20 protein-coding genes and 2 pseudogenes are annotated in these 16,867 nt (G+C 43.2%); 13 read left to right on the top strand and 9 right to left on the bottom strand.

Translation table 11 applies throughout. The features are described from left to right. Nucleotides 1-367 precede the first annotated feature (367 nt). On the top strand, nt 368-778 hold the full coding sequence (locus B9T16_RS16025) for a hypothetical protein (protein ID WP_006615824.1): 411 nt from the start codon (nt 368-370) through the stop codon (nt 776-778). Nucleotides 779-1,174: 396 nt separating this feature from the next. On the opposite strand, the gene B9T16_RS16020 is transcribed toward B9T16_RS16025, so the two are convergent. Then, nucleotides 1,175-1,378: a hypothetical protein gene (locus tag B9T16_RS16020; RefSeq protein ID WP_157888734.1), complete on the bottom strand. Its 204-nt coding sequence runs from the start codon at nt 1,376-1,378 to the stop codon at nt 1,175-1,177. Nucleotides 1,379-1,699: 321 nt separating this feature from the next. Here B9T16_RS16020 and B9T16_RS16015 point away from each other — a divergent pair, with 321 nt between their 5' ends. The 6 genes and pseudogenes from B9T16_RS16015 (at nt 1,700) to B9T16_RS15990 (ending at nt 5,138) form a co-directional block, all read left to right on the top strand. Next, the gene (locus B9T16_RS16015) at nt 1,700-1,924 is read left to right on the top strand and encodes a reverse transcriptase N-terminal domain-containing protein (RefSeq protein WP_353912737.1); all 225 of its coding nucleotides are present in this window, start codon (nt 1,700-1,702) and stop codon (nt 1,922-1,924) included. Between the two features lie 21 nt (nt 1,925-1,945). Continuing rightward, nucleotides 1,946-2,167 (top strand): annotated as a pseudogene (locus tag B9T16_RS16010) (HNH endonuclease). Further along, nucleotides 2,148-3,518: a group II intron reverse transcriptase gene (locus B9T16_RS16005; protein WP_410245235.1), complete on the top strand. Its 1,371-nt coding sequence runs from the start codon at nt 2,148-2,150 to the stop codon at nt 3,516-3,518. The pseudogene B9T16_RS16010 and the gene B9T16_RS16005 overlap by 20 nt, the downstream one beginning before the upstream one ends. 215 nt (nt 3,519-3,733) lie before the next feature. Next, on the top strand, nt 3,734-3,967 hold the full coding sequence (locus B9T16_RS16000) for a hypothetical protein (RefSeq protein ID WP_410245233.1): 234 nt from the start codon (nt 3,734-3,736) through the stop codon (nt 3,965-3,967). 230 nt (nt 3,968-4,197) lie between these two features. Beyond that, nucleotides 4,198-4,902 (top strand): esterase/lipase family protein, encoded by a 705-nt coding sequence (locus tag B9T16_RS15995; protein WP_006619346.1) that lies wholly within the window; start codon nt 4,198-4,200, stop codon nt 4,900-4,902. 17 nt (nt 4,903-4,919) lie between these two features. Next, nucleotides 4,920-5,138 (top strand): RNA-binding S4 domain-containing protein, encoded by a 219-nt coding sequence (locus B9T16_RS15990; RefSeq protein WP_410245232.1) that lies wholly within the window; start codon nt 4,920-4,922, stop codon nt 5,136-5,138. A 16-nt stretch (nt 5,139-5,154) separates the two neighbouring features. Here B9T16_RS15990 and purU read toward each other — a convergent pair whose 3' ends face one another. The 4 genes from purU to B9T16_RS15970 form a co-directional block, all read right to left on the bottom strand. Then, nucleotides 5,155-6,009 carry a formyltetrahydrofolate deformylase gene (gene purU / locus B9T16_RS15985; RefSeq protein ID WP_410245231.1) on the bottom strand — a complete coding sequence of 285 codons (855 nt, stop codon included), beginning with the start codon at nt 6,007-6,009 and terminating at the stop codon, nt 5,155-5,157. Nucleotides 6,010-6,040: 31 nt separating this feature from the next. Further along, nucleotides 6,041-6,694: a hypothetical protein gene (locus B9T16_RS15980; RefSeq protein WP_410245230.1), complete on the bottom strand. Its 654-nt coding sequence runs from the start codon at nt 6,692-6,694 to the stop codon at nt 6,041-6,043. A 16-nt stretch (nt 6,695-6,710) separates the two neighbouring features. Further along, entirely contained in the window at nt 6,711-7,259 is a 549-nt protein-coding gene (locus B9T16_RS15975) for an SLATT domain-containing protein (protein WP_006619350.1), read from the bottom strand. Nucleotides 7,260-7,349: 90 nt separating this feature from the next. After that, nucleotides 7,350-8,753 (bottom strand): sensor histidine kinase, encoded by a 1,404-nt coding sequence (locus B9T16_RS15970; RefSeq protein WP_410245229.1) that lies wholly within the window; start codon nt 8,751-8,753, stop codon nt 7,350-7,352. A gap of 362 nt (nt 8,754-9,115) precedes the next feature. Here B9T16_RS15970 and B9T16_RS15965 point away from each other — a divergent pair, with 362 nt between their 5' ends. Together B9T16_RS15965 and B9T16_RS15960 are read left to right on the top strand one after the other, a co-directional pair. Further along, the gene (locus tag B9T16_RS15965) at nt 9,116-9,433 is read left to right on the top strand and encodes a DUF3155 domain-containing protein (RefSeq protein WP_006669290.1); all 318 of its coding nucleotides are present in this window, start codon (nt 9,116-9,118) and stop codon (nt 9,431-9,433) included. Between the two features lie 182 nt (nt 9,434-9,615). Then, entirely contained in the window at nt 9,616-9,738 is a 123-nt protein-coding gene (locus tag B9T16_RS15960; RefSeq protein ID WP_286167352.1) for a hypothetical protein, read from the top strand. An 18-nt stretch (nt 9,739-9,756) separates the two neighbouring features. Here B9T16_RS15960 and B9T16_RS15955 read toward each other — a convergent pair whose 3' ends face one another. The 4 genes from B9T16_RS15955 to B9T16_RS15940 all read right to left on the bottom strand — a co-directional run bounded on the left by B9T16_RS15955 (nt 9,757) and on the right by B9T16_RS15940 (nt 12,357). Next, nucleotides 9,757-10,296: a cofactor assembly of complex C subunit B gene (locus tag B9T16_RS15955; protein WP_317266048.1), complete on the bottom strand. Its 540-nt coding sequence runs from the start codon at nt 10,294-10,296 to the stop codon at nt 9,757-9,759. A 30-nt stretch (nt 10,297-10,326) separates the two neighbouring features. Further along, nucleotides 10,327-10,677 carry a PadR family transcriptional regulator gene (locus B9T16_RS15950; protein WP_410245234.1) on the bottom strand — a complete coding sequence of 117 codons (351 nt, stop codon included), beginning with the start codon at nt 10,675-10,677 and terminating at the stop codon, nt 10,327-10,329. Between the two features lie 149 nt (nt 10,678-10,826). Further along, on the bottom strand, nt 10,827-11,510 hold the full coding sequence (locus B9T16_RS15945) for a hypothetical protein (protein ID WP_006619355.1): 684 nt from the start codon (nt 11,508-11,510) through the stop codon (nt 10,827-10,829). Between the two features lie 13 nt (nt 11,511-11,523). Then, entirely contained in the window at nt 11,524-12,357 is an 834-nt protein-coding gene (locus B9T16_RS15940) for a D-alanyl-D-alanine carboxypeptidase family protein (RefSeq protein ID WP_006619356.1), read from the bottom strand. Between the two features lie 340 nt (nt 12,358-12,697). Here B9T16_RS15940 and B9T16_RS15935 point away from each other — a divergent pair, with 340 nt between their 5' ends. The 4 genes and pseudogenes from B9T16_RS15935 to B9T16_RS15920 form a co-directional block, all read left to right on the top strand. Next, nucleotides 12,698-14,200: an efflux RND transporter periplasmic adaptor subunit gene (locus B9T16_RS15935; protein WP_410245228.1), complete on the top strand. Its 1,503-nt coding sequence runs from the start codon at nt 12,698-12,700 to the stop codon at nt 14,198-14,200. A gap of 49 nt (nt 14,201-14,249) precedes the next feature. After that, the gene (locus B9T16_RS15930) at nt 14,250-15,440 is read left to right on the top strand and encodes an ABC transporter permease (RefSeq protein ID WP_410245227.1); all 1,191 of its coding nucleotides are present in this window, start codon (nt 14,250-14,252) and stop codon (nt 15,438-15,440) included. 1 nt (nt 15,441) lies between these two features. Further along, the gene (locus tag B9T16_RS15925) at nt 15,442-16,632 is read left to right on the top strand and encodes an ABC transporter permease (RefSeq protein ID WP_410245226.1); all 1,191 of its coding nucleotides are present in this window, start codon (nt 15,442-15,444) and stop codon (nt 16,630-16,632) included. A 2-nt stretch (nt 16,633-16,634) separates the two neighbouring features. Further along, nucleotides 16,635-16,867, top strand: a pseudogene (locus tag B9T16_RS15920) (TolC family protein); the annotation flags it as partial.

Here is a 16,867-nt window from a genome sequence, read left to right as displayed (position 1 = left end):
GAGACTGCGAAAAATAAGAGTGTTTATGACGAGAGCGAGTTTAAAGACTACGATGTTGTATTTAGCTCCAAAAGTTGAAGTCACAAAGCAGGGAGTTGTTGCCCTGTTCCCGATGTCAAAAGGGGTATCTACATCAGGAGCCGTATGAGGTGAAAGTCTCAAGTACGGTTTGGAATTGGAGTTGGGGAAGGTGACTTCCCTTTCGACCATAACGCTGATAATTTTGAATTTGACCGAATTTTGGCTTTTATTACCGGAAACCCAGATCTTTGAGCGGTTAAGTTCCAAATATCATCTTGGATTTGCGGAACAAGGATGCCAAAATAGGAACAAAGGATATGGTGAGATGTAGCATCCAGGAGTGTCAATGAATAGCAATCACAAAATTTTAGCAGTTACTAGACCAAACAAACCCCCTGAGCCTAGTTCCGAATCGCCCACTACCAACACCCAAGAACATTCTCGGTCTACTGGGACTGTCAAACACATTCCTAGTCGCACCGTGAAACCTTCAAAACCCATTAAACATAAGCCGAAAGTGGCGGTGAAACTTCCCCAGGCTGAAAATTCTGAGGGTGAGGTGTTTGTGGTCGGAGATCATATTCTGGTCAGAGCGCCTTGGGGACTGTGGGCACGGGCAGAAATTAAGACTTTCTATCAAAGTAGTCCAGATACTGTCATGGCTCATTTTATACCAAAAGAAGAACGCACAAACTGGACTTGGATGGGTGGTTTAATTCGCTCTGATTTGTTGAAACGAGCCAATCCAGACTCGTAGGGATTTTGGCGATTTTCTCCCTGTTGTCGTAAATTCAGTTTCTGGGAACCGGATTAAACCCCCACCGCCATACCTTGGGAATATAAAACGGTTCCCGCCACCCCGCAGACAAGATGAATTTGGGCCAGTAACTCAAGGATCTGGAAGCGAATGGGTGTAGGCTGCATCGCAAGGCAATCATTGCTACAGTAAAGAGAAGCAGTGCGAGACGTTCAGGCATGAAATAGGGTTGAAATACCTGAAATAACCGCCTGGTGGGGACTTCAACCCCTTGGTTGAATATAAGGAGCGCACTCCTGACCATCCTCATAACTGTTTATATGTCCCAACATTCGGTATAGAAATATACCAAATAAGGCAGGGAACCCCAGGTCAAAACGAACTAACTCATACAAATTACTTATAGTAAGCCCAGAAATGGATAAGTAAAGTTAGGAAGTCAGGGTAACGGCGATAGCCACCCCCAGTTTTGGGAATCACAACCCCAGGATTGAAGCGGGGAACGGAAGGCTCCAAGGTATAACCTAATACCAGAACCGAGACCACTGCCAACCATCCATGATTAGGGAAAACCGAATGTCCGGCTTGAACCATCGTCATTACTGAGCAGCGAAACAGGTTGATATGCTGCGTTCAAAAGAGCAAGGGGAAAAGTAGGAGCTTTACTATACTACCTACATAGACCTTTAAAAGTACCCCGGTGGATAGGACAAATCTAAAGATGGAATGCCCATATAAACGGAACGTTTTAAGTCCTCCTGGAATCTGATTATCTGGTCGAGATATCAGTAGGGATAAGTGTAACCGCAAGTCCTAGAGGATGTGAGATGTGACCAGAAGCCAACGCCCTGCTGTAATGGTAGGGATATGCTAACAGGTCACGGTTTGAGTGTAAAGAAATAGAGTCAAGTAGGTGTACAAATGGCGATAGCGAGTTTAAAGAAAGGATTTGGCAAAACCAGACCAATCAAGACTACGAACAACGCATGGAAGGCAATCCCATGGACTAAGGTTCAACGGAAAGTTTTCAAGCTCCAAAAGAGTATATTTCAAGCAGCTAAATCGGGACAAGATGCAAAAGCCAGAAGGTGGCAACGTCTATTGGTGAAATCATACTATGCTCGGCTCTTAGCAGTGCGACTGTAGGGGCGGGTTCCACGGTCAGCCATGCTTCCCAACAGTCAGCTTAATAAACCCGCCCCCCCAAGCGGGTCAAGGCAAGAAGACAGCCGGTGTTGATGGAGTAAGAGTAATCTCTCCAAGACAAAGGTTTGAACTAGCCAAAAACATTAAGGGAAAACTCAAAGCAAAACCACTGTGACGGGTTTGGATTCCAAAACCTGGTAGGGATGAAAAGCGCCCGCTAGGAATACCCACAATCCAAGATAGAGCAAGGCAAGCCTTGGTTAAATCGGCTCTCGAACCTGAATGGGAATCGAGATTTGAAGGCACAAGCTATGGGTTCCGTCCAGGACGGTCAGCCCACGACGCAATATCCAGAATCTACCAAAGTATAAACAAAGGAGGTTATTACATACTGGATGCGGACATAGCAAAATGTTTTGACCGAATAAACCATGATAACCTACTGTCCAAAATTCATTGTCCAAGCAGCCTAAAAAGAGACCTGAAACAATGGCTCAAAGCGGGAGTGCTAGATAAAGGTGTATTTGAGGATACAGAAGCCGGGACACCTCAAGGAGGGGTAATAAGTCCAATACTCGCCAACATCGCACTGTTGGGAATGGAAAGGCTAGTTAAAGGAATGTATCCAAATAAAGGCACAACCACTCAGGTGAACCTTATAAGATATGCCGATGATTTTGTGGTCATCTCCAAAGACCTAAGAATCATTGAACAGTGCAAAACTGCTATTTCTGAATGGCTAAAACCTGTAGGACTAGAAATAAAACCTGAAAAGACTCGAATCTGTCACACACTCAAACCTATTGAGTATAATGGCAAAACAGAAGAACCTGGGTTTGATTTCCTCGGATTCAATATCAGGCAATACCCAGTAGGAAAATATAAAACTGGAAAAACAGGGGGACGTAAGAGCCGATTAATCGGACATAAAACCCACATAAAACCCAGCCAAAAAGCAGTTGCCCACACAGAAGCGATAAAAGGTGTAATTAAACAACATAAAACAGCACCTCAATCAGCCATGATTAACAAACTAAACCCAATTATTAGGGGATGGTCAAACTACTACTCAGCGGTAGTCTCAACAGAGACCTTCACTAAACTAGATAAGACAATCTGGCAAATGTTACGGGCATGGACAGTATCAAGATGCGGAATGGCAAGTCACGAAAAGCTAAGAAATTATTTCAGACATAGAACAATTAAACTTAGCAATGGTAAAGAAAGACATGAAACTTGGTTGTTCCAAACCAGAGATGGGTTACATCTATATAAACACAACTGGACTCCAATTGTCAGACATACCTTAATACCCCCTGACGCAACACCATACGACGGAAATTGGACTTACTGGGCAACCAGGAAAGGACAAGCAATCGACACGTCAAATAGGGTAGCAAAACTACTCAAAAAACAAAAAGGCAGATGTACCTGGTGTGGGCAATACTTTACCCCATCAGACTTAATTGAAGTAGACCACGTTGTACCTAGAAGCCAAAGCGGAAAGGATGAATACAAGAATCTTCAACTATTACATCGCCATTGTCACGATGATAARACAGCTCTTGATGAAGAGATGATGCTGTACTCTTAACAAGGAGACGGTCAAACTAGGAGCCGTATGAGGTGAAAGTCTCATGTACGGTTCTGCTGCTGAATGGGAGGGGTAGACCGTGAGGTCTATCTCGACCCCTAATACTAGAGAAGACAGAAAAATAATCTGGCTGGTTTTCAGACATATTGAAAAATATTTAACTAAAACAACTGATGATCATGGACTTCATTTAAGAGACAACGAAATCAACAACAATGGACTCTAATGTATTACCAGATATAGTCAAACTGGGAACTGATGGCATTACAGTTTTTTTAGTCTGGCAGTTAATGAAGCAAAACCAGAAACTGATATCAGAGGTTAACTCCAGAGACAACGCACTAATGAAGCTGATTTACACAATCCTAAATCAATATAGGCAGTACCCAACAGAATTAAGCGATCGCACTAGCCGAATTAACCGTCCCAGAGCAGAAAGCAATGAGTAAGTTATCATACTGGCCCAATGGATGACAGCCTACTGGGAAAATGGACAAAATAAGTACAAATTCCCACCTAGGACAAAAAAGCGATCGCATTAAGTCCCTTGACACCAATCTGTACTCGCACAAAACGACAAGGGTAAACGCTTCATTGTATCATTTGATTTAAGTCTTGGAGGCGATCGCCAAGATTTGCCAACTGCTCAACGGACTCAAAAGGATTTAATTGCTGAAAAATGCCCAGACCTACTGTGATTATTCCCGGCTATTTTGCCTCATTCAAAGACTATCAGGAGTTAGGACAATTCCTGCAAAGGGAGGGAATACCGACCCATATTGTTCCCATCAAAAAACGCGATTGGTTGCCGACAGTTGGCGGTAGGTCAATGGTGCCGATTTTGCGTAAAATTAATACGACGGTACAGCAAACTAGGCTTGAGTATAGTTCTGATCAAGTTAACTTAATTGGTCATTCTGCTGGGGGTTGGATTGCCAGAATTTATATGGGAGAAAAACCCTATACTATTCATAATGATGTTAAGGAAGATACCCAGGGTTTGTGGAATGCGCGACCATATATAAAGAGTCTCATCACCTTGGGCACTCCCCATATTAGTCAGGAACAATGGACTCGCAAAAATTTGGATTTTGTCAAGTTTAATTATCCGGGTGCATTCTATGAAGATATCCGCTATATTTGTATAGCTGGTAAAGCGATTATGGGGGGACGTAAGCGAGGACAATTACTAGCTTATAACAGCTATAAAATAACTGTGGGGGTTGGAAATACTTGGGGTGATGGCATTACACCTATTGAGGCTGCCCATTTAGAAGGGGCTGAAAATATCACCTTAGATAATGTTTGGCATTCTCCCAGATCTCCAGGAAAGTGGTATGGTTCTCTTGAGGTAATTCCTGAGTGGATTGAGAAATTAAATTGAGAAATTAAATTGAGGAAATGGTGGTGAAAGTTACAGAACAAAACATCAAACTAGATAAGTTTTTGAAACGGTCGGGGTTAGTGGAAAGTGGCGGACAAGCTAAGGCTTTTATTCAGTCGGGTTATGTAATGGTTAATGGAGAAATAGAAACTAGACGGGGACGAAAATTAATAGAAGGCGATCGCGTAACTTTTAACGGGGAAACTTTCCCAGTTACCATACCAGATAAAATCTGACCAAATTCGGCTAATTTTAAGCAAAAACTACAGTGCGATTACCATAAGCTAAAACACGATGTTGGAGGTGAAGACGGACAGCGCGAGATAAGACTAATCGTTCTAAATCTTTGCCTTTGCGAACTAGGTCAGCAACTGTATCTCGGTGGCTGACACGAACAACATCTTGTTCTATTATAGGTCCTTCATCGAGATCTGCAGTGACATAATGGGCGGTAGCACCGATAATTTTTACCCCCCGGTCATAGGCGCGCTGATAGGGATTTGCTCCGGGAAAAGCAGGTAAAAAAGAGTGATGAATATTAATAATTGAAGGGAAACTACTAACAAATTGAGGGCTGAGAATTTGCATATATTTAGCTAAAACGACTAAATCTATTTTGTGTTGTCTTAATAACTCAAGCTGCTGGGCTTCTTGTGCGTTTTTAGTGTCGGGAGTCATGGGGATATGATGAAAGGCGATCGCCAACTGATCCGCAATAGGTTTAAGGTCGGGATGATTACTAATAATTAGGGGAATTTCAGCCGGAATTTCTTGAGCTTGCCATCGCCATAATAGGTCTAATAAACAATGGTCTTGCTTAGTCACCCAGATAGCAATTCTGGGGATAGTATCAGAAAAATGTAGTTGCCAATTTGCCTCTAAAGGTTTGGCGATCGCACTAAAAGCAGGCCCAATGACATCTCTGGGTAAATTAAAGTCTTTTAACTCCCATTCAATCCTAGTTAAAAACAATTGAGCTGAAGCATCAGTATGTTGGTCAGCGTGAATAATATTGCCACCATTAGAGTAGATAAAATTGGCAATTTTCGCCACCAGTCCACGACGGTCTGGACAGAAAACCAGTAAAGTAGCAGTAGGTGATTTCATCTTCATTTGGCTGTTGGTTTGATGGTTAATGTTAAAGATACTTATCCCGTAGCTTAACAGATTTGATAACTATAGCTTCCACAGCCATAGCAATATCCCAGGCTTCTGCTAACATTTGATGATCAGGGGTAGTAGAGTCTTGCCATTGAGGTATCGTTAAATTAGAAACATCACAGGGAAACAGATGGGACGATTGTTTAATTAAGGAACGATTCCGGCGAATCATTGCCTCTGTATTAAGGGTTCTAACCAATTCTTCCCTAATCATTTTCAAGGCGCTAAGAATTTGGGAACGGTCAGTGACTTTAGCGGTAGGATTTCCGGCATTTTCCAGTTGATCACAAAAGGCGATCGCATGAATAATTCTATTATATCGCTCAACTTGCATCCAAATAGCTATTAAAGATTTATGCCGCCAAGTTGTGATAATTTTCAGTGCATCATCAACAATTAACCCCAAACAGGCGATCGCATGAATGACGATCAAAACCGTTTGATCCGCTGGAAAAATCCCAATTAGTATCCCATAACTGAGTAAGACTAAACCCATAGCCAGCAAAGTTTTTAATGCCTCATGGAACAACTTTTTAACAGTAGCAGGTCGGTAGACTCGGTTGATACCCAGTCCGCTGAGGTGTTTAAGTTCTCCTCGGCTAATTTCTAAACCTTCTAAATCAGGTATCATGGCAGGATGTTTAGGCTTATTTTACATTGACTTTGCCATCATAATTCTCAGCAAAAGTGGCGACCAAATTTTTATCTTTAGACTGTTTGACAGATTTTTTATAAGCCCATTCCGGGGTAATTGGTAGAGGTTTTTTAAGTTCATTATACTGCTCATTTAAGGATACTAATTTTTCCAGTTCAACAATCAGATCCTGGGGATTAACGAGACAATAAAGCAAGAATTTATCATAAGCATCTCCCATTTGTTCATAGACACGAGAAGCGGCCAAGTGGTTACTAGCCCTATCCATAGGATTGAGAAAAGTCAATAAAGGAGCCAAACTCGCCACCATAATTGAAAATACAATATATAATCCATAGCTGGCGCCATTTTCCGCTTGCAAATCTGCGATCGCTTGCACACTAGCAGCGGCCGCTAAAACGGTGCTAGGAATACCGATATATAAATTAGTGTGAGACCAACGAATTGACACATAAAGATGCGCCCAAGACATAATTCTACATAAATTTCTTCTATCTTCGGCTCTAGCGAGAATATCCTCTCGTTTAACCAATTCATTCATGCTATAGATGTCCCTAGTATTTTTCTAGAACAGTGGGGTTGATTTTTCGGGTGGTAACTGCGCTCAAAAATTATACGATATCATGTGTGGCTATGAAACAGGAGAGCGACCGAAAGTGACGGGTAAGCCGATAATAAAAGTTGTTCCTGCTTCAGTTTTGGGAGTGACTCCCTGGGGTAGCCATTGAGGAAGACAGGGAGAATAGACCTGAATTTCTCCTTGCATTGGCTGGAGTAAATCTTGGACGATCGCCAAACCCAGGCCAGTACCAGGAATATTTCCTTGAGCTTGAATACCCCGATATCCTCTTTCAAATAGACGATCGCGATCGCCTGGTGGAATTCCTGGTCCCGTGTCACTGATAGCAATACCCACACCCGGATCAGGCCAATAGTCGATCGCATAATTCTGGGCAACTTTCAGATAAATCTCGCCGCCGGGGGGAGTATATTTAAGTGCATTATCCAAAAGATTGCTCATCACCTCCCGCAGGGCCTTAGCATTTCCTCTGACTGTAGGGACTTGTGGGGGAATTTCCGCAATACATATAAGTTGTCGTTCATCAGCGATCGCACAAGTGGCCGTCCATAGGGGGTTAATAATCTCCTGAACCTTAATCGGTTCAATAATATCAGTAGCAGGTAGCAAAACCGGGGACTTAGCCACTGGTGTCGGAGGTTCGGGGCTAGTGTTTACATATTCTACTGTGGCTGTTTGGCTATCTTCAATGGAGGAAAAGGGGAGACTGAGGAGATTTTCTCCTCTTTCCGCAGTGAGATCCACCTGTTGCAGTAGTTCCTCCATGCGATCGCTTTGGCTGAGGATATTATCAGCCAGTTTATAGTTACGGTCATCAGGGCTGAGGCGTTTAAGTAACAGTTTCCCAAAAGTGCGCAAAGCAGTCAGGGGACTTTTTAGCTGATGCAATAACCCCTGTAGAGTTTGGTATTCTTGGCTCTGTAGCTGATATTGTTGTCTAACTTCCTGTTGTAGCCATTGAGAACGTCGATCCAAAATACAGGCAGTAGTAAGAGTATGAGCGATCGCCCTAAGTTGTCGCTGTTCTTGGGAATTCCAGGGTCGGTCATCGCGACCTGTCACCAAAAAACCCATCACCATGCGATCGTGAATTAGGGGGAGGACTTGTTTTTGATGTGACTCCCCATCTTCCCAGTCCGACTCTGGGGATGGATCTGGTACTGATTCCACTTCTTCTGTCTCTGTCCTGGCAATAGTTTCTGATTGGGGGGCTACACTGGGGAGGAGACTAGGTTTAACAGACCAGGTAAAATCCGACTGGGGTAGTTGGATCAGAACTTGATCATCAGACCATGACCGAGGTATTTCAGGATAAGCGGCGATCGGGATCAGTTTTCCTGGCTGACCCGCCGCCCAATCTTCCGCCAGATATACCACACTTAAAGACGCTCCCAAACCCGTGATTAGGGAAACTTGAGCTTGACAAAGGGTGATAAATTCGGTACTGGTAGCCATGAGCAAGGTTTATTAACAATTAATTTAATCAGAACTAATTTACCCCGTGGTATGGTAGACTAACCCGACCCACAAACCATCAAACTTGATCTCAAAGGCGCTATCCCGATTATATAGTAGTCTGGAATTCACAGGCCACGGCTGTCCACTTTTGCCTTTTGAGAGTGATGGGACCATGAGAAACTCAACTTGGGGGTCAAACCATCTAGGGATAATCCCTTGAGTTCCAAAAAACCGGGTGATTATTTTTTATTTGTATCAATGTATTAAAATCTATTGAAATTTCTGGCCATAAGGTATATAATTCACTCGTATTTGGTAGCTAGATTTACACCCATCTGCTCAAAGAGGAGGTAAAGAAATTGGCTAGAAGACGTAAGCGCAAGAGCCGTCGCAGACAAGAGGGACGGCGCATTCTTGAGTGCGTGCCTCAATATAGCATTTCCAGTGGCGAAGATAAACCGGTAACTGCCGCCCGCAAGTATATTCACTCTGAGGGCATAATTCCTCCGGCTTTGCTACTGGTCAAAAGAAACGAACACACGACCGATCGCTATTTTTGGGCGGAAAAAGGTCTATTTGGTGCTCAGTATGTCGAAGAAAACCATTTTTTGTTCCCCAGCCTAAAGCATATTGCTGAAAAAAACAATAACCTGGTGACGACAACGGCAAGAGTTTAGTTGTGGATGTTGTAACTGACAACATCATTTTTTGTGTCAGGATTCCGCCATATTTGGGGAGATCAAACTGTTCCGAACAGGGAGATTAACCAGACATTGGTTTGTCATCAGATTAACTTAATGTCGGCAGGAGTCTCCCGTTATACCAGAAGTTAACGGGAGGAGTATGCCGAGGACTAAGTATGAGAACCCTCTCTGATTTAATCGTTCCTGAATTGGGGAGCGTCCCCGTTGGCTTGGGGAGAGGGGGAGAAGCTAGGCGGCCAATTACTGGTCGTGCTAGGGGAATTAATGCCAAAAGTTAGATCGGGTTGCTATTAGCCTTAAATGTTCTCTGATTGCTTAGAAGCGAGAGCTTGTTTTAAGGTAGCCAGTTCATCTCTATGGGCTGTAACCCGAATCAGACTCTCGGTTCTGCTCTCAGAACTTCTGACGGCTTCCAGTTGTAGGAACACCTGCTCTGGTCGCTTGGCCTTTTGCCAATAAAAAAAGCCAGCCAGAGGAGACAACAGCACCAGGGCGAGAAAACCATAGCCAGAAGCGGGGATAGCCATTGAAATCACCAAACCCAAACACAGGCTACCAACAGCGGTTAACAGGGTGAGGAAAATGGCCATGAACCAGCTAGGGCGGACTAAGCCTTCATAGGTGATCGAATTTTCCTGGCGATCAATAGCGATCGCACGGTAGGCTCGCGAGTGAAAATAATTCTGAATTTGATCTAAGAGAGTGTCCGCGTCTTCGGGGACACAGATAGTTTGCTGCTCAGTTCGCTCCTTAACCGAAGCCTTGATAAAGAAAAACAGACCGACAGCCAATAACAGGGTCAGAAAAAAAGTCGATGGAATAACAGGAATGGTCATAAATTTCGGGAACGACTAGCGGACACTACACTAGACTATTTTACGGCTATTGGTGTAGTCATACCACAGTTGAGCCAGTTCTTTGGCTAGGGGACGACACTCGGGTAAAACTTGGTACATTCGGCGGGGTCTTCCTCGACCGTCAACCTTTTTCCAGTATCCGCTAATAGTTCCCTCCCGTTCCAAAAACTTCAAAGCGCTATAGAGAACTGTATCCGACAGACGATAGATACTATATTCTTGCTCTAAGCGTTTAATCAACTCAGTTCCATAGGAGTCTTCACTCAAAAACACCGATAAGACATAGCACACCGCTAACTCCCGATTTAGATAAATCGGCGGCGGGTCTTGAAAAAATCGATAGATATCCTCAAAGGTCATCAGCCTGTCCCACTCCACATCCTTATCCTTACCCGTTTATGACAACAGCAAGGGGTGTCCATTGACTTTTGACATCTAATTTATCGCGTTTTTCACTAAGCGTTTGGTCAATGAAATCACTATTTGAGGATATTTTGAGGATATTTGGATTAACTGGCTTTGCGATCGCCAATTAACCCATAACACTCAGCCACAGAAGCACCCTCAGCCATAGCCGCCGCCAAGGCTTCATAGGTACACCAGTTTTGTTTGAGCAAAGTTTGAGCCTGTAAGATAGCCCAGCGTTCCTTAATTTGAGCATCTTGAGGTGAGCGCCTTAATTGAGTCCATAACCGCCTAATATTCTGGCGATCGGAAACTCCCCCAAGAGCCTGATCATAAACCAAAATTTCCGCAGCGATACCGGCCATCCACACCTTACAGTATTTATCGATCGCCTCTGAAGAAATCACCCCATGGTTAAGTTGTTCCATCAACTCGACATCATTAAAGCGGACTCCTCCTTGGGCTTTTTGTCCTTGTCTAAAGGCTTCCCAAGCCGTCAGTGCATATCCTTCCACCGGAACACCTAACAAATAAGCCATCAAAAAGTGACCAGCTTCGTGGTGGACAATGCGATCGCGCCGAGAACCAGAAGCCCCCGCCAACCAATCCACTAAAATAGTCGATCCTTGACCCTGTAGGCTAAAAGTATCCAGAGTAGCCAATCCCAATAATACAAAAACCATCCCGGCTGGAACCGCCGCCGATATCTCCAACAGAGGCGCTACCAGGGTAGTTAAAGTCAGGGTAAAAATAGTAATCGCAATCAGATTTAAAGAAGTATCCCGCATTTATCACTTATTATCAATTGTCACCGTTCACTAGGTCAGAGGGAGACGCTACATCTATAGACCGCGCTTTATAGAAGGTTTCTAAACTATGGCGATCGCCCACATAACGCCAGTGCCAGGGTTCATAACTCACCCCCAGGGGGTTATCTTTCGGAAATGATAGCTCAAAACTATAGAAAGCCGCATTATCCAGTAGCCATTTAAAAGCCGGAGTTTGATCAAAAGTCTCTCTGAGATCCGTATCGGGAAAATTAGCATCAGCCACATCAATAGCATAGCCGGTGTGATGTTCACTGTAGCCAGGAGGGGCGCTTACTTGGGCGCGTTGACTGGGAACTTGTCCCCTTTGGGCTTTGATGTCAAAAAACAAAAATTCCTGATCTTCCAAACCCCGAAACCCAGATATCGGAACCAAAATAATGCCGCTTCTTCTGGCTGCATCAGTCATTTCCAAAAAGGCATAAGCGGCGGCGCGACGTAACCTGATTACACCATCAGCGGTAATATTTTTCAGTTCACTCTCGGGCGCTTCCTCATAGGGAAGATGTCCCAGAAGATTAACTGGTAGTTGGGACACTTGGTTAGGGATAACCGATGGTGTGGGTAGTGGGTTAGTTGTTGGTGGCGGTTGCATAGCATCAGTTGTTTCTGATGCTGAGAGGTTGATAGAGGTGCGATCTACCACAAAAATCCCAAATTGGTAGTTGAGGGCGATCGCCACCCCAAAGGCTGCTATAGCCAGGGCTAACCACTGCCAAAATTTTGGCGATCGCTTAGACTTACCCAGGTTACTATTATCAGACTTGGGAGTATCTCGAATCGCTTCGGGGATATCTTCGCTGGTCATGGGCGGAACATTATCCAAGTTCTTGTACATATTGACCCCGTTGAACAAAATCACAAAAAAAAGCAGGTAGGAACCTTAACAACTGATCAAGTAGTCCCCTCAGACTACTCCTGGTGGACAACTTAACTTGACGCGAGGGGACTCCTAACAGCTATATTAACTGCCATATACAGTATGTTAGCGGCATTACCCGGTTTTCTTTAGGGCAGACAGTGTTAGTTTGCTATCATATCGTAATTAGTACCATCGATGAGCTATTGCTGCCATCGATCAAGCTGGAAAACACCTCAAAAGCGATTGCCAACTACTATAGGTTAGCTCAAACAGCAACTTTGATACTGTGTCTATTGTAGATTATCCTGCCAAACAAGCCTATCAGCGGGGTCTCAAATGGATCATGGGTTCCGCCCTATTCGCTGTCGTCGGAGTGGGTGGAGTTTTGGGTTATGACCTTATCCAAAATCGACCACCAGCACCCATTTCCGCCGAGGTAATTCCTGTCCAACTCGGAGATGTCGAAGATCGCATTAATGAAGGCGGAATTTTAGAACTAGGCGGACAGCGTAGCATTAAATCTCCTGAAGATGGTGCGGTTGAAAACATTTTAGTACAAGTAGGCGATCGTGTCACCCAAGGTCAACAACTTATGACTTTACGCAACCCCAACCAACAAACCATTTTACAAAAGAAACAGCTAGAAATCCAAAAACAGGAAATTACTGTAGAACGCCATCGCCAAGAAGTAGCCGAAGCCCAAGAACAACTAACCGCCTCCCAACGTCAGTTACAAATTGACCAAGCACAATATCAGCAAGAATTAGCCTCCCAAAAAACCGTACAAGATTTAAAAATTCAGAGACTTGAATCTCAGGTTAATCGCCATCGCGAAAAAGTCGAAGAAGCTGAGATAGAATTAGCAGCGGCTGAGGAGGAATTAGCCAGCAGCCGAGAACTCCTAGAAAGAGGATTTGTTGCACAACAAGAAATTGAACGGGGAGAAGAAAGTGTACGTCAGCAAACCACCGCATTAAGAAACGCCAAACATGACCTCAATACTACCTTGATGGAATTAGCATCAGCTAAAGCCGAATTAATCACCGTTTCTACTACAGTTAACACTTCCCCAGTGGTAGAGTCTGAGATTAGGCTAAGACAGGCGCAAAGCACCTTGAGACAAAGCCTCAGTGAACTAGAACGCCTGCAAATAGAATATCAAGAGGAAGCACTTAAATTACAAAATTTTGTGATGACATCTCCTATTAATGGAGTGGTACTGAATATCAACGTTAGAGAGGGAGATGGACTCAATCGTGGTCACGATTTAATCACATTAGGCGACCCTAATCAGGAAATCGTTAGACTGCAATTATCAACCCTTAACGCCGTTCAAGTTAGACAAAATCAATTAGTCCGTGTTACCGAAATAGKGCCTAATCCTGAAGTATTTACAGGACGAGTAGACCAGGTTGATCTCGCCACCCGACAGTCGGAAGGAAATCAAGACTCAGGTTCAGGACAAGCCTCAGTTTTTGCTACTGTTAAATTAGATAGACCCACCGGACGTTTAATTCCCGGAAGTCCAGTTAGTGTAGAAATTGTCTTAAATCAACGAGAAAATGTTGTGGTTCTCAATACAGAATTAATCCAAAGAGAGAGAAACTCTCGCTATGTGTGGGTTTTAGATGATAATAATACCGCCCAAAAGCAGCCTGTCACCCTCGGACTAGAAGGATTACTACAAGTAGAAATTACCTCCGGTTTAAATTCAGGAGATTTAGTTATTTCTACTCCCATGAACCAAACCTTAGAACCAGGAAAATCGATTATATATGAGCCTCAATAAATTTATCATTTATGCCAAATTATACCACAGTTAATCATCAAACAAATCCATGAGTTTATCTCTATTAAATTTATTCGGTTTAAGTTGTCAGTCCTTAATGGGTAATCCTCTCCGGTCTACCCTGTCAGCGATCGGCGTATTTATGGGAGTCGCTGTAGTCACAGCAACTATGCAAGTTCGGAATATTTCTGAAGCGGTCATTCAACAACAGATGACTCAACGGGAATCTCCGATTTTATACCTGTGGATATCTGACGATACAATCGGAGAATTACAAAGTTTTACCAAGGAGGATTTAGAGGTTCTTAATCATCATTTAAAAGGTATTACAAAAGTTGCGACATTAAGGTTTGTTTCGTGGATTGATTCAGTGCAATTTCACGATCGCACAGGACATCCTGACATGACAATTGCTGTTACCCCAGAATATCAGCAAGTTTCCGGGCGTAAAATTATCAAGGGACGCTTGTTTAATTCAACTGATTTAGATCAATATTTATCAGTAGCTATTGTAGATGAAGTCTTAGCCAATCAATTGTTTGATTATCTCGACCCTATTAATCAAAAAGTTTATATTGAAAATCGACCATATACAATTGTGGGAGTGATTGAAAGCAAAGATATTTTTCCAGTGATGGAAATACAAGGCTTATTAATTATTCCTCTTTCTTTAGATATAGCAATTACCGGAAATTTACAGCTTGACGAGTTGATGATTGGTATTCAAGATTTAGACAATGTTGATCAAATCAAGACACAAGCTATTTCTATTTTACAAAAACGCATACCCACTCAACAATATGGGGATTGGGTAAACATTACAGACATTCTAGAACAAAGAGAAACTTTAGCATCTATTTCCCAAGCATTATTAGTGGTCAGTATCATTGCCTTATTAGTGGGTGGGGTGGGTATCGCTAATGTGACGATTGCTGCGGTTATTCAAAGAACACCTGAAATCGGTTTAAAACGAGCCATAGGAGCGACTCGTTTTGAGATTATGCTACAATTTATCCTAGAAGTAGTTATCACGAGTTTAGCAGCCGGAATTTTAGCTATAACCACAGTTCACGGAGCCACTATTATGGTGAGTGCGAGATTTGATTTACCCTATAAATTTGACTATAATACCGCCAAATTATCCCTAACATCAGCGCTAATGATTGGTGTGATGTCAGCCCTGTTTCCCGCGATTCGCGCCAGCAAAATTGAACCAGTACAAGCATTAAAAGGAGATTAGCATGAGTTTATCTACATTCAATTTATTCGGTTTAAGTTGTCAGTCATTAATGGGTAATCCTCTCCGGTCTACTCTGTCAGCGGTGGGGGTATTTATGGGAGTAGCAGCAGTGACGGCGACTCTACAAGTTCGGAATATTTCGGAATCAGTAATTGCTAAACAAATTGCAGCTAGAGAAGCCCCAGTCATTAGATTGTCTCCAGCCTGGAGAAGGGGGGTTGAATTTCAGGGCTTGAACCTTAGTGATTTAGAGTTTTTACAGAGTCGATTAACGGGTGTAACCGCCATTGCTGGTCAACGAAGTGCTTGGTGGATTAATTCGGTTTTATTTCAAGATCGCAGTATTAATCCAGAATCAAAATTAGCTGTTTCTTTGGAATACCAAATAACCTCCGGTCGCCGCATGGTCAAAGGTCGTTTTTTTAATGAAACTGACTTTTTGCAATATCGACCCGTGATTATCGTTGATGAAATTTTGGCAATTGAACTATTTGGAAATCTTGACCCGATTAACCAATCAGTGTATATTCAAAATCGACCTTATACTATAGTGGGAGTTGCTGAAACTAGAGAAATATCATCACGGTCAGGTCAACAGGGGTTATTGCTGATACCTCTACCATTAGATGCGGCGGCGACGGGAGCGCGTCATTTACATAATATCACTGTAGGGGTAAAAAACCTAGAAGAAATTGACCAAATAGAACAGCAAGCGATCGCTCTTTTAAAACAACGAGTTCCCACCCAAGAATATCGAGGTTGGCAAAATATTAACGATATTTTAGAACAACAGAAAACCCTCGAATCAGTTTCCCAAGCGTTGCTAGTTGTAGGTGCAATATCCTTAATTGTAGGAGGGGTGGGAATTGCTAATGTTACGATTGCTTCTGTGATTGAACGTACCCCCGAAATTGGATTAAGACGAGCTATTGGAGCTACACAACTCGATGTTATGCTACAGTTTATTGTAGAGGCGGCGATTTTGAGCTTAATGGGTGGAACTATAGCGATCGCCACTGTTCACGGCGCGACTATAGTAGTTACAGAACAGTTTAACTTACCATACGAATTTGACCACGAAACTGCTATAATCGCCCTGAGTTCGTCCGTATTAGTGGGGGTAGGGGCGGCGTTCTTTCCCGCCCTCCGCGCCAGTAAACTAGACCCAGTGAAAGCATTAAAGGGACAGTAATTATGGCTAAAAATCCCGAACCATTCACAACAATGAGCGATCGCTTTTGGTGGCTGAGATTTTTACTAATTGCGATCGCCACATCAGGTTTATGTATTACCTTAGCTATCAGCTTAGAAACTCCTCCAGTTCCCCAAGCTAACGCCTCCCGTAACACGCCATCAATCACCCCTCCCGACCTTCCCGAAACTTCACCGCATTCCACCATCAACCCAGAAAATAAGACCACAGAAAA

Origin of the sequence: Arthrospira sp. PCC 8006 (genome assembly GCF_046480465.1) — a bacterium.
Lineage (GTDB): Bacteria > Cyanobacteriota > Cyanobacteriia > Cyanobacteriales > Microcoleaceae > Limnospira > Limnospira platensis.
Note: the sequence above shows the minus strand (reverse complement) of the source record. Positions and strands in the feature narration are given on the sequence as shown.

Coding starts and splice junctions, on each gene's coding strand:
- purU (WP_410245231.1), bottom strand. CDS start 6,009: ATGAAATCACCTACTGCTACTTTACTGGTTTTCTGTCCAGACCGTCGT.
- B9T16_RS15945 (WP_006619355.1), bottom strand. CDS start 11,510: ATGCGGGATACTTCTTTAAATCTGATTGCGATTACTATTTTTACCCTG.
- B9T16_RS15995 (WP_006619346.1), top strand. CDS start 4,198: ATGCCCAGACCTACTGTGATTATTCCCGGCTATTTTGCCTCATTCAAA.
- B9T16_RS15940 (WP_006619356.1), bottom strand. CDS start 12,357: ATGACCAGCGAAGATATCCCCGAAGCGATTCGAGATACTCCCAAGTCT.
- B9T16_RS15930 (WP_410245227.1), top strand. CDS start 14,250: ATGAGTTTATCTCTATTAAATTTATTCGGTTTAAGTTGTCAGTCCTTA.
- B9T16_RS16015 (WP_353912737.1), top strand. CDS start 1,700: ATGGCGATAGCGAGTTTAAAGAAAGGATTTGGCAAAACCAGACCAATC.
- B9T16_RS16020 (WP_157888734.1), bottom strand. CDS start 1,378: ATGACGATGGTTCAAGCCGGACATTCGGTTTTCCCTAATCATGGATGG.
- B9T16_RS15980 (WP_410245230.1), bottom strand. CDS start 6,694: ATGATACCTGATTTAGAAGGTTTAGAAATTAGCCGAGGAGAACTTAAA.
- B9T16_RS15970 (WP_410245229.1), bottom strand. CDS start 8,753: ATGGCTACCAGTACCGAATTTATCACCCTTTGTCAAGCTCAAGTTTCC.
- B9T16_RS15955 (WP_317266048.1), bottom strand. CDS start 10,296: ATGACCATTCCTGTTATTCCATCGACTTTTTTTCTGACCCTGTTATTG.
- B9T16_RS15950 (WP_410245234.1), bottom strand. CDS start 10,677: ATGACCTTTGAGGATATCTATCGATTTTTTCAAGACCCGCCGCCGATT.
- B9T16_RS15960 (WP_286167352.1), top strand. CDS start 9,616: ATGAGAACCCTCTCTGATTTAATCGTTCCTGAATTGGGGAGCGTCCCC.
- B9T16_RS15975 (WP_006619350.1), bottom strand. CDS start 7,259: ATGAATGAATTGGTTAAACGAGAGGATATTCTCGCTAGAGCCGAAGAT.
- B9T16_RS15925 (WP_410245226.1), top strand. CDS start 15,442: ATGAGTTTATCTACATTCAATTTATTCGGTTTAAGTTGTCAGTCATTA.
- B9T16_RS16000 (WP_410245233.1), top strand. CDS start 3,734: ATGGACTCTAATGTATTACCAGATATAGTCAAACTGGGAACTGATGGC.
- B9T16_RS16025 (WP_006615824.1), top strand. CDS start 368: ATGAATAGCAATCACAAAATTTTAGCAGTTACTAGACCAAACAAACCC.
- B9T16_RS15990 (WP_410245232.1), top strand. CDS start 4,920: ATGGTGGTGAAAGTTACAGAACAAAACATCAAACTAGATAAGTTTTTG.